15 protein-coding genes are annotated in these 15,537 nt (G+C 58.3%); 5 read left to right on the top strand and 10 right to left on the bottom strand.

Annotation, left to right across the window (positions count from 1 at the left end):
* Positions 1 to 47: 47 nt before the first annotated feature.
* Genes cobS through MUU53_RS02700 form a run of 3 tightly spaced genes read left to right on the top strand, consistent with a single transcriptional unit; the run spans position 48 to position 1,747 of the window.
* A complete protein-coding gene (gene cobS, locus MUU53_RS02710; protein WP_247259645.1) occupies positions 48 to 833 on the top strand; it encodes an adenosylcobinamide-GDP ribazoletransferase in 786 nt (261 codons plus the stop codon).
* A gap of 12 nt (positions 834 to 845) precedes the next feature.
* Complete coding sequence (locus MUU53_RS02705; protein WP_247259488.1) at positions 846 to 1,055, top strand: DUF1289 domain-containing protein; 210 nt, start codon at positions 846 to 848, stop codon at positions 1,053 to 1,055.
* On the top strand, positions 1,049 to 1,747 hold the full coding sequence (locus tag MUU53_RS02700) for a TIGR02281 family clan AA aspartic protease (protein ID WP_247259487.1): 699 nt from the start codon (positions 1,049 to 1,051) through the stop codon (positions 1,745 to 1,747). The genes MUU53_RS02705 and MUU53_RS02700 overlap by 7 nt, the downstream gene beginning before the upstream one ends.
* A 17-nt stretch (positions 1,748 to 1,764) precedes the next feature.
* Here MUU53_RS02700 and MUU53_RS02695 read toward each other — a convergent pair whose 3' ends face one another.
* The 7 genes from MUU53_RS02695 to MUU53_RS02665 all read right to left on the bottom strand — a co-directional run bounded on the left by MUU53_RS02695 (position 1,765) and on the right by MUU53_RS02665 (position 9,309).
* The gene (locus tag MUU53_RS02695) at positions 1,765 to 2,526 is read right to left on the bottom strand and encodes an ABC transporter permease (RefSeq protein WP_247259486.1); all 762 of its coding nucleotides are present in this window, start codon (positions 2,524 to 2,526) and stop codon (positions 1,765 to 1,767) included.
* The gene (locus MUU53_RS02690; protein WP_247259485.1) at positions 2,523 to 3,449 is read right to left on the bottom strand and encodes an ABC transporter ATP-binding protein; all 927 of its coding nucleotides are present in this window, start codon (positions 3,447 to 3,449) and stop codon (positions 2,523 to 2,525) included. Before MUU53_RS02690 ends, MUU53_RS02695 begins: the two co-directional genes overlap by 4 nt.
* A gap of 112 nt (positions 3,450 to 3,561) precedes the next feature.
* Positions 3,562 to 4,026 (bottom strand): GNAT family N-acetyltransferase, encoded by a 465-nt coding sequence (locus tag MUU53_RS02685; RefSeq protein ID WP_247259484.1) that lies wholly within the window; start codon positions 4,024 to 4,026, stop codon positions 3,562 to 3,564.
* Positions 4,027 to 4,046: 20 nt separating this feature from the next.
* Positions 4,047 to 4,877 carry a 3-methyl-2-oxobutanoate hydroxymethyltransferase gene (gene panB / locus MUU53_RS02680; protein WP_247259483.1) on the bottom strand — a complete coding sequence of 277 codons (831 nt, stop codon included), beginning with the start codon at positions 4,875 to 4,877 and terminating at the stop codon, positions 4,047 to 4,049.
* Positions 4,877 to 5,749: a pantoate--beta-alanine ligase gene (gene panC / locus MUU53_RS02675; protein ID WP_247259482.1), complete on the bottom strand. Its 873-nt coding sequence runs from the start codon at positions 5,747 to 5,749 to the stop codon at positions 4,877 to 4,879. Before panC ends, panB begins: the two co-directional genes overlap by 1 nt.
* A 112-nt stretch (positions 5,750 to 5,861) precedes the next feature.
* Positions 5,862 to 7,220: an extensin-like domain-containing protein gene (locus MUU53_RS02670; protein ID WP_247259481.1), complete on the bottom strand. Its 1,359-nt coding sequence runs from the start codon at positions 7,218 to 7,220 to the stop codon at positions 5,862 to 5,864.
* Positions 7,221 to 7,497: 277 nt separating this feature from the next.
* Positions 7,498 to 9,309, bottom strand: a complete 1,812-nt coding sequence (locus tag MUU53_RS02665) for a methyl-accepting chemotaxis protein (protein ID WP_247259480.1) — start codon at positions 9,307 to 9,309, stop codon at positions 7,498 to 7,500.
* Positions 9,310 to 9,611: 302 nt separating this feature from the next.
* Here MUU53_RS02665 and MUU53_RS02660 point away from each other — a divergent pair, with 302 nt between their 5' ends.
* Positions 9,612 to 9,944, top strand: coding sequence for an acyl-CoA thioesterase (locus MUU53_RS02660; protein WP_247259644.1), 333 nt, complete (start codon positions 9,612 to 9,614; stop codon positions 9,942 to 9,944).
* Between the two features lie 14 nt (positions 9,945 to 9,958).
* Here MUU53_RS02660 and MUU53_RS02655 read toward each other — a convergent pair whose 3' ends face one another.
* Positions 9,959 to 11,140, bottom strand: a complete 1,182-nt coding sequence (locus MUU53_RS02655; protein WP_377307247.1) for a DUF1501 domain-containing protein — start codon at positions 11,138 to 11,140, stop codon at positions 9,959 to 9,961.
* Between the two features lie 2 nt (positions 11,141 to 11,142).
* On the bottom strand, positions 11,143 to 12,591 hold the full coding sequence (locus MUU53_RS02650; RefSeq protein ID WP_247259478.1) for a DUF1800 domain-containing protein: 1,449 nt from the start codon (positions 12,589 to 12,591) through the stop codon (positions 11,143 to 11,145).
* A 275-nt stretch (positions 12,592 to 12,866) separates the two neighbouring features.
* Between MUU53_RS02650 and MUU53_RS02645 the strand changes: the two genes are divergently transcribed.
* On the top strand, positions 12,867 to 14,873 hold the full coding sequence (locus MUU53_RS02645) for a putative bifunctional diguanylate cyclase/phosphodiesterase (protein WP_247259477.1): 2,007 nt from the start codon (positions 12,867 to 12,869) through the stop codon (positions 14,871 to 14,873).
* A 13-nt stretch (positions 14,874 to 14,886) separates the two neighbouring features.
* Here the strand turns inward: MUU53_RS02645 and MUU53_RS02640 are convergent, their stop codons facing one another.
* The gene (locus tag MUU53_RS02640; RefSeq protein WP_247259476.1) at positions 14,887 to 15,492 is read right to left on the bottom strand and encodes a class I SAM-dependent methyltransferase; all 606 of its coding nucleotides are present in this window, start codon (positions 15,490 to 15,492) and stop codon (positions 14,887 to 14,889) included.
* Between the last annotated feature and the right edge of the window lie 45 nt (positions 15,493 to 15,537).

Genomic DNA, 15,537 nt, shown 5'->3' with positions numbered 1-15,537 from the left:
ATCTGATTTGCTGCGTCCTCCTTAATGAGAGCAGCCCGGAGGAACAACTGCAAAACGTGCCTGAATTCATAACCGATCTGGCGCGCTCCGTCGCATTCCTGTCGCGGCTGCCCGTTCCCGCACGCTTTTTCGAGGGGCATGATGGCTCCGTGGCCCGCGCCTGTCGTGCCTTCCCGACTGCTGGCGCGCTCATCGCCCTGCCCTCTGCGCTGCTCATCTGGCTGATGGAAGGTTATCCCGAAGCGTCTCTGCTTGCTGCATTTCTGGCGCTCGCGCTTGCCGCTTTGCTCACGGGCGGCCTGCACGAGGATGGTCTGGCCGATAGTGCCGATGGCCTGTTCGGTGGCCGTGACAAGGAGCACGCGCTCACCATCATGAAGGACAGCCGCATCGGCAGCTTCGGCGTCATAGCCCTCATCGCAAGCTTTGGCATTCGTGCGGCGGCGCTTTCGGCCCTCATCTCCACCCATGGCGGCACACTCGCCGCTTCAGCACTGATATCGGCCGCCGCAATCTCGCGTGCGCTCATGGTCTGGCACTGGGCACATCTTCCCCCTGCGCGCGTCAGCGGCACAGCGGTTGCCATGGGCCAGCCCCAATCCTCCGCCCTGCGCGTCTCGGTTTTCTCCGCTCTCGGGTTCGCGCTTTTGCTCATCGTTGCGGGCGCTTCCGCAGGGTCGGTCATCGCCATGCTCATATGCGCGGCAGGCGCCGCTCTCCTGTTCATCCGCTATGTGCGGGAGAAGATCGGCGGCCACACGGGCGACACCATTGGCGCGACCCAGCAGATCACGGAAATGGCATGTCTCGCCACTCTTGTGGTCAGTCTGTAGAGAGCCAATATAATGGCCATGATAACGCCCTGCATTCTTGTGTGTGCTCTCGATTCGCAATCCGGCATCTGCGTGGGCTGCGGGCGCACGGGCGATGAGATCGGAAGCTGGACCAGCATGACAGAGGCCGAGCGCCATGCGCTGATGGAAATGCTCCCTGCGCGCCTGCAAATGCTTGGCCCCGTCGATCCTCCGCAACAGGAGAACGCCCGGCCATGCTGATGATCGTGCTCGCCATTCTCGGTGCCGGTCTTGCGCTGTTGATCTTCAACAACGATGCGGGCCAGACCTTTGGCTTCGCCAATGATGATTTCGCCCATCTCGTTCAATTGTCGGCCATTGCCATCCTGCTGTCCGCTGGCGTTCTGGCGGGGCGAAGAGGCAAGGCATCCGAAGTCCTCCGCAACATCGTCATCTGGCTGGTTGTCGCACTTGTTCTGGTCGCTGGTTACGTCTACCGCGATGATTTCCGCAGCATCGGCGCACGCGTGACCGATGGCCTGATCCCCGGCAGCCCGATGGTGATGACGACGAGTGAAGGCGGTTCGGAAGTCGTGCTCTACCGCGCCCGCAACGGCCATTTCCAGGCGCAGGTCAGCGTCGATGGCAAGACGATACCCATGCTCGTCGATACGGGCGCAAGCTCTATCGTCCTGTCATGGCGTGATGCGCAGGCAATCGGCCTTGATCCGTCGAAGCTTGATTTCACGACACCTGTGATGACCGCCAATGGGCGAGCAATGGCAGCGCCAGTCCGTCTGGATAATGTCGGCATAGGGCCAATCGCCCGACAAAACCTGCGGGCGCTGGTGGCCGAACAGGGCCGCCTGGAGCAAAGCCTTCTGGGCATGAGTTTCCTCTCCACCCTCGGCTCGCTTCAGATGCAGACAGATCAACTGCGCCTGCGCGACTGAATATCGTTGGCCGCGAGTTATTTCCGCAGCCGGTAACCCGTCCGGAAGATCCAGAACAGCAGGCTGAGACAGATCATCAGGAACACCGCAATCATCACGAGGCTGATCACCGGGTTCACATCAGCAATGCCGTAGAAGCTCCAGCGGAAGCCCGAGACCAGATAAAGCACCGGATTGAAGTGGCTGACCGTCTGCCAGAAGGGCGGCAGCATATCGATGGAATAGAAGCTGCCACCGAGGAAGGTCAGCGGCGGCACCACAAGCATGGGCACGAGGTTCAGCTGTTCGAAGTTGTCCGCCCAGATACCGATGATGAAGCCAGCCATCGAGAAGGTTATTGCCGTCAGCACCATGAAGACGAGCATCATAACCGGATACTGGACCGACAGGTCGACGAACAGCGAAGCCGTCGCGAGAATGATAAGGCCGATGATGACGCCTTTGGTCGCCGCGGCCCCGACATAACCGATCACCACCTCTTTCATAGAAACCGGTGCCGATAGGATTTCATAGATCGTACCCGCAAACTTCGGGAAATAGATGCCAAAAGCACCATTGCTGATACACTGGCCAAGAAGCGTCAGCATAATCAAGCCGGGCGTGATAAAAGCTCCGTAGGATACACCGTTGACCTCCTGAATACGTGAGCCGATGGCGGTGCCAAATACGATAAAATAGAGTGATGTCGTGATGACCGGCGCAATCAAGCTTTGCAGTAAAGTGCGCTTCATCCGCACCATTTCGAAATAGTAGATCGCTTTGATCGCTTCCCAGTTCATGCGCGATCTCCTACAAGCGAAACAAAAATATCTTCAAGCGAACTCTGGCGGGTGGAAACGTCGCTGATGGAAAGCCCTTCCCGTTCCACTGCGGCAAGAACCGCGCCAATGCGGCCTTCGCCGACTCCATTTCCATATTCGTGGATAATCGCGCGTCCATCCTCTGAAAGAGAGAGCTGGAGAGCGTCGAGCGAGGGCGGCAAGACGGATAGCGGCGACTTCAGTTCAAGCCGCAACTGTTTGCGTCCGAGCTTCTGCATCAGCGCGCGCTTTTCTTCAACCAGCAGAATCTCGCCACCGCTGATGACGCCAATTCGGTCCGCCATCTCTTCAGCCTCTTCGATGTAATGCGTGGTCAGGATCACGGTCACCCCGCCCTCCCGCAGGCGGTCAATCGCCGCCCACATGCCGCGTCGTAGTTCGACATCCACGCCAGCCGTCGGTTCATCCAGAAACAGAATGCGCGGCTCATGTGCCAGCGCCTTGGCAATCAGCACGCGACGCTTCATGCCACCGGAAAGCTCGCGTAGCTTGTTGTCACGCTTGTCCCAGAGCGAGAGGTCCTTAAGAATCTGTTCGATAAGCTTTGGATTGGCTTTTTCGCCATGCAGACCGCGCGAAAAGCTCACCGTATTCCAGACGGTCTCAAACTGATCTATCGTCAACTCCTGCGGCACAAGGCCGATGAGTTTACGTGTCTGCCGGAAGTCGCGAACTACATCATGCCCTCCCACCATCACGGTTCCGCCCGTGGGCATAGATATTCCGCAGATAATGGAAATCATCGTCGTCTTGCCCGCACCGTTCGGGCCGAGCAGCGCGAGAATTTCGCCTTCCTCGATATCGAGGTTGACGCCCTTTAGCGCCGAAAATCCGTTGGCATAGGTCTTCTGAAGATTTCGAATGGAAACAATCGCGGGCATCGCAGACCTTCGCGTAAATTATGGCAGGTAGAAATGTGGCAGGGGAATCTGCAACGATCCCGCAATGTATATAGGCAACCACCTCCGAAAAGGGAGGTCAAAAATGCGCAGATCAGGAGGAAGGCGGCAACGCCAGATGGGCAATCATTTCGCCATCCTCGTCCAGCCCTTGCTCGACAAAACCTGCACTGAGATAAAGCTGGCGTGCGGCCATATTCTCCGGTTCGTAACAGATGGAAATCTTTGAGACATGCGGCTCGCGACGGATCTCTGCAATGACAGCCGACAGAGCAGCCCGCCCGAAACCCTTGCCCTGCTGCCATTCATCGATGATGAAGCGGTAGAGTTGCGCAACATCACCCGCACTGGTCGCGTCATACATCAGAAAACCCACAGGCTCACCATCGTGCAGAATGGCACGCGGTCTTGCGTCTTCGTCAGTCTCGGCCTCCTCAAGGGAATCGTTAACGCTCGCAACCATCCGCACCTGATCCGGTCGAAGACGCAGGTCGAGAAGCTTCGGCACAAGGTCAGCCGTGACTGGGCAAAGCTGGATGATGGGCGGCTCAAACGGCACGAGGGCGCTCCTATCTGAGATCAATCCGGTTTACGCCGGGGCTGGAACGTGTGTTCCTCCGCCGGAAAGCTACCCTCCCGCACGTCGCGTGCATAGTCTGCCGCCGCTTGCGAGACCAGAGCGCCGAGTTCAGCATAGCGTTTGACGAAGCGCGGCTTGAACGCATCGAACAGACCCAGCATGTCATCACAGACCAGCACCTGCCCGTCGCAAGCGGCGGAGGCACCAATCCCGATTGTCGGGATGGCCAGCGACTTTGAAATCTCTCTGGCGACCGGTTCGACAGTCCCTTCGATCACCACGGCAAATGCACCCGCTTGCGCAACAGCCGCAGCGTCGGCGGCGATCTTGGCCGCCTCTTCATCGCTATGGCCCAGCGCACGAAAGCCGCCGGATGTATTCACCATCTGCGGCATCAGACCCACATGTGCCAGCACGGGCACGCCTCTGGTCGAGAGGAAATGAATGGTTTCGGCCATCTCCGCGCCGCCCTCGAGCTTGATACCGTCGCAGCCTGTTTCCTGCAGAATGCGAACGGCGTTGCGATAGGCCTGCTCCTTTGATTCCTGGTAGCTGCCAAAGGGCATGTCGACGATGACGCAGGCTTGGGCTGCACCGCGCATCACGGCCTGCCCATGCGCGATCATCATGTCGAGCGTCACCGAGACGGTCGTCTCCATGCCATACAGCACCATTCCGAGTGAATCGCCGACCAGCAAGAGATCGCAGTGCGGATCCAGCATGCGCGCCATAGGCGTGGTGTAGGCGGTCAGCGAAACAATTTTCTGCTGGCCTTTCATCGCGCGAATGGCGGTGATCGTCTTGCGTCGAACCTTTGTCGGTGCGCTCATCAGTGGGTATCCTCTGCACGAGAAACGGGAGCAATGACCCGGTTGTCCAATAGCCGTGTCGTTCCAAAGCGAACGAAGAGAGCAACGACCACCGCCTCGTCGCTCAGGTCCGCCACACGCTGCAGCGTGGTCGCATGGCGCACGGCCACCACATCCGGCTCGGCCAATGGTTCGCGCTTCAGGAATGCCGTGAGCTCCGCCTCCAGCGCCACAGGATCCTTCAGACCCTCGCGTACCAGCCGCTCGGCAAGGTCGAGCGCGCGCGGCACGATGACCGCAGCCTTCCGTTCGTCGCTGGTGAGATAGACATTGCGCGACGAGCAGGCCAGTCCATCGGGCTCGCGAACAGTCGCTACAGGAACAACCTGCACCGGCTGCGCCAGATCCTCGACCATGCGCCGAATGATCTGCACCTGCTGATAATCCTTCTCGCCGAAATAGGCGGCATCAGGCTGAACAAGATTGAACAGCTTCGTCACGACGGTCGCCACGCCTGCGAAATGGCCAGGCCGCACCTCACCCTCCAGCTGGCTACCAATGGTCGGCACATCCACCACGGTCAGCATCGGGCTCGGATACATCTCGCTGACGTCAGGAGCAAAAAGAATATCAACACCAGCCGCTTCCAGCATCGCACAGTCGCGCGCCAGATCGCGGGGATACTTGTCCAGATCCTCGTTCTTGCCAAATTGCAGCGGGTTCACGAAAATGGAAACCACGGTGGCGCCGTTCTCGGCCTGAGAGCGCTCCACGAGCGTCATGTGCCCGACATGCAGATATCCCATGGTGGGAACAAAGCCGATCCTCCTGCCGTCGGCACGCAGATCGCGGACAGCGGCCCGCAATTCCTCACGAGTCTTGATGATCTGCAAATTCCACTCCCGTCCTCACCCTTGGGCGGCCGGAACATGGCCGTCCGCCTTTGTTGCAGCGCATTTATCGCAGGCGCCGTCGGAGTGAAAGATATATCAGCCGGAATTCAGATCAGTCACAGTATCGATTGCCGGAAGCACGGCTGCGCAGATCGAAATGGAAGTGGTTCCAGTGTTCGGCATTGCTGCCCGGACCGAGAACCGTGTTGAAATACTTGCAGCTATCGTCGCGTACCGCCTTCAGCAGCGCTCCCTCGCGGAACGAGAACAGGCCCTTCTTGCGAACATCGATTTCGTGGCCGTTCTTCAACACGAACTTGCCGACATCGATGGCATTGCCGCGCGCGTGCTCGGACATCGGGTTGTAGCGCTGGCGACTGTTGTTCATGCGACGGCAGGAATATCCGCCCATGGGCTCGATCTTGCCGATGCCGCTCCAGTAGCGGATACGCGAGGACGGCACGAGCTCGTTCTTCACCCATTGCGCAAAAGCAAGCGTCGTCTGGCAATTGAGCGTCACCGCCGGTTTTACCTGCACGCCGCCGGAGAGACCATAGAGCTCAACCGGATAGTCGATGCCGCAACTCGGGCCATCGGAAATCTGCGGCTTGTCCCGGTAAAGCACACCCATGCGCTTCAACTGGGCGCGGCAACTCGCTTCGGATGCCGGCATGGGAGAGGCATCGGTGCGGGAGGATTGCGGTGCGAGTGTCGGATTGCGCGGCATCAGCATCGCTACCTGCTGCGGCTCCGGCTCGATCCTGCTCGGGGCGACGACAGGGCGGGAATCGCTCCAGCGCGGTTGAGTTGCGGCGAGATCGCCCCGCACCGGCTGTTGCACCCGCTTTGGCGCGAGCGAATTCTGCTGCGGCTCGTTCTGGAGATAGAGATCCTGCGCCGGTTGCACCGGCGCGCTTGTTGCGTAGGGCTGAGCGCTTCGCTGGGTGGGCCTGTTGCGCTGGACAGGCGCATCGGTGCCGATGCCGTCCACGACAGGCTGCGAGGAATTGCCTTCCGCAATATCGTTATTCTGCTCCTCGGCAAGGCCAACCACATGCGGGGCAGGCTGCCCGCCGCCGACGCCGAGCGCCGCATCCATATTCACGCCATTGGCGTCATAGGTCAGCGTGCCAAGGGTCTTTGGAGGCTCCCCCATCTGACGGGGCTGTGTCATCGCCTCATCGCTGTCAATCATGGGAAGGCGCGACTGACGCGTCGCTGCGGGTGGCATGGGCTGCGCGGCGGGCTCGTAAGGACTGCCCACCTGCCCCATCGGCTGCTGGGCTGGCGCGGCATAGGCGTCCATGGAAGGCGCCTGTTGAACCGGAACCCGTCCCGGCGGAATGGCGCTGACCCGTGTGCCACGGTCAATGGGTGCAGGCGGCACCAAACCGTCCGCGGTGCAACCCACCAGCATCGTGGAGATCAGAAGGAAGGCCACGGCCCTTCGGGTGTTCAAAGCATACGCCATACAAGCTGCTCACATTGGGAAACCGGGCCGTCGTCCTGAACGGGAAACAATCATCCAGGGCCATCGCGTGCCACCCTTGCCGGAATGCCACACCTCAAAATTCTAGGCACACAGGGTAAACAAAGACTTTCGAGATCGGGGTCTTTTCAGGGCAACATTGTAGCAACGACTGATGGAACCACCTCAGACCTGAACGATTGTGTTTGAAAATCGCTCAAATGCAAAACGCCCGCTGCGGTCTTGCAACGGGCGTTCGTTGGGTCTCGATACTCGCTTATCAGGCGGCGCGGTGCATACGCATGTCCTGCTCGCCGAGACGGAACCCAGAAAGAAGGCTCTGCAGCTGACGGCTCTGCTCTTCCAAGGTCTGGCTGGAGGCTGTGGTTTCTTCCACCATGGCGGCGTTCTGCTGGGTCATCTGGTCCATGTGGCTGACGGAGGTATTGATTTCCTGCAGACCCGTGGCCTGTTCGCGGGAAGCCGTCGCGATTCCCTCCACCTGCGCATTCACCTGCTCAACAAGCTTGACAATCTCGACGAGAGCGTCGCCCGTGGTGCGCACCAGCGAGACGCCCGCCTCGACCTCATGGGCCGAATTCTGGATTAACTGCTTGATCTCCTTGGCCGCATTGGCAGATCGCTGCGCAAGCTCGCGCACTTCCTGCGCCACGACAGCAAAGCCACGCCCCGCCTCACCTGCACGGGCGGCTTCCACGCCGGCGTTGAGCGCCAGAAGGTTGGTCTGAAAGGCAATCTCGTCGATCACGCCGATGATCTGGCCGATACGGTTCGAGGAATCCTCGATACGGCCCATCGCGGTGATCGCCTCGCTGACGATTTCGCCGGAGCGGCCGGCACTCTTCTTGGTTTCCGACACCATCGCGCGGGCCTCCACAGCACGCTCGGACGCTGTCTTCACCGTCGAGGTAATCTCTTCGAGCGCCGCAGCCGTCTGTTCCAGGGCAGCAGCCTGCTGTTCCGTGCGGCGAGAGAGATTATTGGTCGCATCGGAGATGTTGGCGGAACTGCTGTGGACAACGTGGCCCGTTTCCGAAATCTGCTGGATGGTCGAGCGCAGCGAACTCACAGCAAGATTGAAGTCGTTGCGAAGTTTGGCGAAATCCGAGCCGAGATCATCAAGCGCGACGGAAAGGTCTCCACGCGCAAGAGCTTCAAGCGCATGCCCGAGTGCACCCATGGCCCGCTGCTGGCTTTCTGCCGCAGCCTGGATCTGGTGTGCAGACTGTTCACGATCCTGCGCAATGGCGCGCTGCTGTTCGGCATCGCGCGCCTGCAACTCCGCTCGTTCGTTGACTGCCGTGCGCAGAACCTCGATGGAATGCGCCATCTCGTTCAACTCTCGTGCGGAACTGCCGATTTCCACTGATACATTGGCCTCACCCTGCGCCATACGGCCAAGAACCTGCCGCATCGCGTTTATAGGCTTTGTAATGCCGCGCACGATGAAATAGGCCGCCGCAGCCAGTACAAGCAGGCCCGCGCCGCATACGATGCCGAAACGAATAGCCTTTTGCGCGAACAGCGCCTGAAGATCGTCGACATAGACACCCGTGCCGACGATCCAGCCCCAAGGCTCAAAGCCGACGACATGCGAATACTTGCCCACAGGCTTGTCTGCGCCTGGCTTCGGCCAATCATAATCGACATAGCCCTGACCCGATGCCTTAACGACCTTTACCATCTCCATGAACAGGAACTTGCCGTTTGGGTCCTTGTTCTGCGTCAGGTCTGCACCGTTCAGCTCGGGCTTGACTGGGTGCATGACCATGCGCGGTGCCATGTCGTTGATCCAGAAATAGCCCGACCCATTGTCGTAGCGCATCGCGCCAATAACCCGCTTCGCTTCGGCCTGAGCCTGCTCGCGTGTCAGCTTTCCGCTTTTCTCCTGGTCATAGGCAGCCTTAAGGAGGCTGATTGCATTCGCGTTCATCGCAGCCAGTGCCGATTTCCGTTCGGCCTCGACTGCTGAATAGCTTTGCATCAGGCTTATAGTCATTGCAGAAATCAGGATGACAACTGCAAGTCCAACCAGCATGAACAGTCGCGTCGAGAGACCAAATTTCTTCATAGAAATACCCCACCGTATGACGATTAAGTCAAATTAGATGCAGCTCATTACAGATCGGTAAATTCCAGCTGAAATTGTTATCATTGATCAATCCTGGGATTTAAACACCTCAATCTTTTGGCTTTTTCTTAGTGGTATATTATGGTGCAAAATGTTCTGATGGATTGCAGGTGCGGCTCTCAGGTAGAATTCTGCATTTTATTACACGCTACTTTCACAGTTTTAGCGAAGGGGACGATCGAGTGATTGACAGGATCGAAGCTCTGAAGCCGGATGGGGAACTGACCTTGCGCACTTTGGCAATGCCAGGAGACGCAAACCCGGCGGGGGATATCTTCGGGGGCTGGGTCATGGCACAGATGGACCTTGCAGCGGGTATCCGGGCCGGAGAGCGCGCACGCGGCAGGGTCGTGACGGCCGCGGTCAAGGAAATGGCGTTCCGGCGACCGGTCAAGATCGGCGATACACTGAGCATCTACACATCGATTGAGCGGATCGGACGAACGTCGATCACGCTACATGTAGAAGCCTGGGCTATCCGGTCGCGGCATGGCATTACGGAGAAGGTAACGGAAGCAACCTTCATCATGGTCGCGATTGACGAGACTGGACAACCGGTTGCAGTTCCGGCCTGAGGCACACTACATCGTCAGTTCATCTTAATGAACAGGCTACTGGGCTCGAAGCCCAGACCGGGAAAAACCTTTGCGTTCAGGTTGGTCGCAGTAATATCGAACTGCTGGAACAACAGTGCTGCCAAAAGTTCGCGGATGTCACGGGTCGGAGCCAGATCCCGGCCATCAAACAATTGTCCTTCGGCAAGTCCTGACCAATCACAAAGAATGCGCCCACCGGCAATCGCACCACCGGCCAGGAGCGCCGCACTGGCGGTGCCGTGATCTGTACCTGCGGTTGAATTCAAACGAAGCGTGCGACCAAATTCGGTAATGGCAACTACTGCGGTTTGTTGCCAGGCCGCCTCACCCATACCGGCCTGAAGATTGAGAACCGCTTCGGACAGAAGACGAGCGGATTCTGTAAAATCCCGCTTCTGGTCCCGATGCGTATCCCAGCCAGCAAGAGAGAAGCTGGCGACACGATAATCCTCCGCCAGAAGCGAACCCGCGAGTCTGGCCAGTTCCGCAACACCTGCAGTGCGCGCCTGCGAGTTCACGATTTGCGGCAGCGGATCAAGACCGGACATGCCCGCACCCGCCTTGTCAAAAACGGGATCGGTTTGAAGCAGTGTTTGCAGACTGCGGATTTCGTCCGGGGCCATGGGAAAATCACTTTGCGTCGCCCAGACGTCGGTCTTGTTGCCGCCCGTCATGATCAGTTCGACACTCGTGGTTATGTCGACCGCAGCCCGCGAAGCCGTCCGTGGAATCACAGCGAGTGCCCGGTTCAGCCAGCCAGTCCGCGATCCGCTTCCAACGGGATTTCCCGTTTCGATCACGTCTTGTGCATCGAAGTGACTGACACGGCCCCTGTAAGGGCTGGCGATGGCGTGCGCAAAGGATAGATGACCAGCGCGCCAGAGCGGCATCAAACCGGATGCTGCGGGATGCAGGCCGAAAAAGCCATTAAGGTCAGTCAGTCCAGTTGCCGGGGTCAAAGCAAGTTCAGGCCGAAGCAATGCGAAGTTTGGGTCGCCGTAAGGCTGAACGAGATCGACTCCATCCATCCCACCGCGCAGCAAGATGACGACAAGCCGACGATCACCCGCTGTCGCGGAAAGACTAACCTTCGGCAAGACTGACGAAGCGCCAAGTGCACCGATCGATGCCAGAAAGCCGCGACGCTTAAGGAGGAAACCGGTATGCGCCGCCATCGTCATCTCCGGTTGAACTGTGGTGATGTCAACACCATGGTCAGGCCGTGCACTTTACTGGGCGCCGCTGCAATCAGTTCGCGGGTCTGCGCACTGACAAGATCGGCAAGTACCATGTCAAGAAGCGTCAGGGGCGCGACATCGGACACCAGAAGTCGCACCGCCATCCGGGCCCAAGCGACTCGTTCGGCAAACTGCCCAGGCAGCAGCCAGCTCGCCGCGTCATCCGGAAAACCGGCAGGACTCGGCGGCTCCCAAACAGGTTGCCCCATCCGCCGGAGCGATTGAAGCGTCAGCAGCCGCGCAACGCCTGGCTTTCGCCTTGGCGCAACTTTGCCATCTGGAGGTGGCACATCGTCGCCGTCCCGATCATCATCAGCATTGACGAGTGCATCGAACTCGCCGCCCTTTACATCGAAGGCGCGAAGCGCCGAAACAACGAATTCGAACGGTGCAACGACTTTACTGGCCTCGGGCGCGAAGGCTGCCGGATGCTCGAGCATCGCGCGATAGACCTCGGTCAGATTGCCGCCACTCGCCTGCCAACGTTGGATCATCCCGTCTAGCATGTCGTGATTGACATCTTCGCTGATGAAATGACGAACGAGCTTATTGCAGATGTTGCGGGCGGTCGCCGGATGGTTTGCGAGGTCCGTCAGCATCTCGAGGTGGTCGGAACCGTTACGCGCACGGTCGCTATAGGATTTGCCAAGCAAAACGTGAGAACCAGGCTCCGCCCGACCTGGACGATTGCTCACCTCAAGACTGCGTGGATCGAGAGACAGACCAGTAAGGATCAGCGCGGCACCGTTGATATCGGCAGCCGAAAATTCCGCCTGGTCTCCAAGCGAATGGACCCTAAGAAGCTCCTGCGCCAGGCTTTGGTTCAACGCACCCCCGCTTCTCTCGGCAACTGGAGACTGCGGACCAACGGAAGACGCCTGATCAAGGTAGATCAGCATGGCCGGATGTAGCACAGCCGCCTTGAGCAGATCCGCGAAGCTGGCAGCAAGATTGGGGCGTATAGCCTCCGTCTCCAATAGCGGTGCAAGAAGCCGCATTTCATAAGTTGCCGTCGCATTAACGGCGAAGTGATTGACCCAGAAACTGGCTAGTCGTTCAAAGAATCCGTTTTCGGAATACACCGCCTGCGCGACACGGGAAAGGGCATCCCGACGCAATAGACGTTCCGCCTCCCGCTGGGTTTCCTGACGGAGAGCGGGGTTGGGGCGTCCATCCTGTGCGGCACGTTCCTCGACCGTTCGTACGGATACGAGACGACCCAGCGTTTCACGACGCCCGAGGGCGCCCTCGCGTGGAAAACGCGGCACCGCCTTGGACCCCTTCTGGAGCTGGAGCATCAGCGAATTGATGTCAGATGGAGGCGTCTCTCTCGGTTTCAGCCCATAGCAGAACCGTCTCGCAGCGATGGTCGGAAAGGAGGCGGCCATCCAAAATCCTTATTAAACTATTCGGTCTGGATCAGGTTTCGCAGTCAAAATCTACCGAGGTTTGGAGTTTGGAAATACGACCATTTTCGGACAGATCGATCACTTGGAGATTGGTTCGGTAAGGATCGATTAGCTTTCATTTGAAGTTTTGCCTGAGTCAGACGTCCAAAATGGGCCAAATGGCTCGTCGGACAAGGGTTTACCGCGTACTTTTAAGGATATCTTATTGAGCATCCATTAGTAAACACGGTGATGTGAATATCCGGATGTAGACGATGCCGCGAAAGTCAGCAATCGAGCAGAAGCATTCCAACAGCCTGAATGCAGATGTAAGATACCTGCAGGCCCAGACTGTCTGGGCCCGCAGTGTTTCGACCGTTTTGACAAATGCGGGCATTTCCGCTTCGGCCTACGCACTCATTTTCTTTCGGGAAGGTACAGGGCCTGAAGGTATCTATTGGCTGGCGCTGATCTATCTCTCTCTGCTGTTCCGCTTTGGAATTTCCCGTTACATTCAGCGCGTGGATCTAAATCGGAAGAATCCGCAGCTCAGCCTTTCGCTGATCACAGTCGGTTCCTGTTCGTCAGGTGTTGCCTGGGGAACCCTGCCATTCATTCTACCTCATTTCAACGCATTCAGTCTTGATGCCGGGCTTTACCTGATGATGCTCGGCATCTCGATCGGATCCGTGCTGCTGGGCGTAGGTTATCGTTGGGTATCCGTTGCCTTCTCTACTCCGATCCACCTGGCGGTCATCGTTTCGGTGGTGTCCACGGGGGGCATTTCGGGTATCATCGTCGCGCTGAATGTCGTGGTCCTGACCATGATCCTGCACAGAAGCTGTCAGAACAGCGAAAGATCGTTTCTAGAAAGCATTACCCGGAAACTGGAAGCGACAGCGCTTGCGACATCGCTGACGGCAGCTCATTCCGAAATGCTCCAGGCAAATGCTCGGCTGGAGCTGCTCGCTAGCTGCGATCCCCTTACTGGACTTGCCAACCGCAGTGCCTTCAACTCGACGCTCGCAAATGCCATTCAGGAAGCCCGCGATAGCAAAGGCAAGATCGGGCTGCTGGTGGTCGATCTTGATCGCTTCAAGCACGTCAACGATACAATGGGCCACAAGGCCGGGGATACTCTATTGACGGAATTTGCCCAGCGTCTGCGCAATTCTCTCCCTCCGAGCAATACATTCATCGCGCGGCTCGGCGGCGATGAATTCGCCATAATCGTCACCGGCAACGATGCAGTCCTAGAAGCAACTCGCTCCGCAGACATCATTTTGCATCAGGTCCGCAAACCCTTCTTCCTCAGCGGTCAGAACTGCTCCATCGGGACTTCGGTCGGCCTCGCGATCTATCCCGATCACGCCACGCAAGCGGATGAACTGTTCGTTTCCGCAGATATGGCGCTCTACCGCTCGAAGGAACAGGGACGCGGTCGTTGGCGCAAGTTCGATCCGAAGCTGCGGATTGCGGCTGATCGACAGCGACAGATCGAAGCCGATATTCTCGAAGCGATCGAAAAGCACAAGATCGAGGCATGGTTTCAGCCGCAGGTCTGCCTGCAGCGGAACATTATTCTCGGGTTTGAAGCGCTCGTCCGGTGGCACCACCCGACCCTCGGTTTCATCGCGCCACCCGAAATCGTGCAGGCCGCCTATTCGATCCAGGCATCCGACCGTCTAACCGGTGCCATTGCTGATGCGGCTTGCGCCATGCTCAAGCGCCTGCCAGAGCTCGGCCTGCCCGAAGCGACCGTTGCGATCAACGTCTCGCCGCGCGAATTCGCCCTCTATTCCGTATCAGAGATGCTGGATGCCAAGGTCAAACAGCATGGCATCAAGCCTAGCCTGCTCGAGATCGAGATTACGGAGGAAGCGCTGCTCGATACCGTTATCGCTGGAGAGCAGTTGAAGCAGTTGGAGAGATCCGGCTTTGCGCTAGCCGTCGATGATTTCGGTGCCGGACACTCCTCGCTGACACGTCTCATCGATCTTAAGGTAGACCGCCTCAAGATCGATCGTGGCATTACCACCGGCATTGCCGCCTCACCGCGCAATCAGGCCATCATTTCAGCGCTTATCCGGCTAGGAGAAGCGCTGTCCATGACCATTCTTGCCGAGGGTGTGGAGACGGAAGAGGAATCGAGAACCCTTCGCTCGCTCGGCTGCAAGATCGGCCAGGGCTATCTTTTCTCGCGTCCGATGAACGCACGGGCGCTGGAGGAATGGCTGCGCAACCCACGTGCGCGCAGCCTTCCCAAAGCGGCCGTCGCCTGAACGAAACGGTGCTTTACAGCCGTTTCAGACAGTAGGAAAAGTGTGCGTCCGGTTCGACGGTCAGATACTCGAACTGCCAGCCATAGTCGACGCAGAACTTGTTGACCGCCTGCACAACGCCATAGACTACAGGCTTGATGACGTTGCCAGTGCAGAAATCATGGCCGCAGATGCGCCCGTCGCGCTTTACCTTCTGATCGCAAAGAACCAACTCGTTCCAGGTGTTCGCGTAGGAATGATCTGTATCGATATAGACCCAGTCGAAGAAATGATCGGCAAACTCCGGCAGCTTTTCGGTGGAACCTCCAAGATGCAACTGCACCTGACCGCTCTTGATCTCGCTGGCAAACATGCTCTTCACGCGCTCATAGCCTTCGTTGTAGCGCGTCAGATCCCAGGGATCGATCAGGTGCAACTGAGCCGGACGGTTGTGATCCATGATCTCGCGCGAATAGTCGCCAAAGGCGACGCCGATCTCCGCGACAATACCGCCATGGGGAAGCCGGTGAAGAAGCTCGGTCCGGTTGGGAAGCAGACGGCAGTTTTCGGTGTGATGCAATGAAAGCATCGTGCGCGGTGTGCTGTTCTTCAGCTCGATGCGCTTCTCAAGGGAAAGCATGGGCGATGACTCCGTTTGACCCGCACTTAGGCAACCCGCGCCACC

This window comes from Affinirhizobium lemnae, assembly GCF_022968395.1.
GTDB lineage: Bacteria > Pseudomonadota > Alphaproteobacteria > Rhizobiales > Rhizobiaceae > Neorhizobium > Neorhizobium lemnae.
Note: the sequence above shows the minus strand (reverse complement) of the source record. Positions and strands in the feature narration are given on the sequence as shown.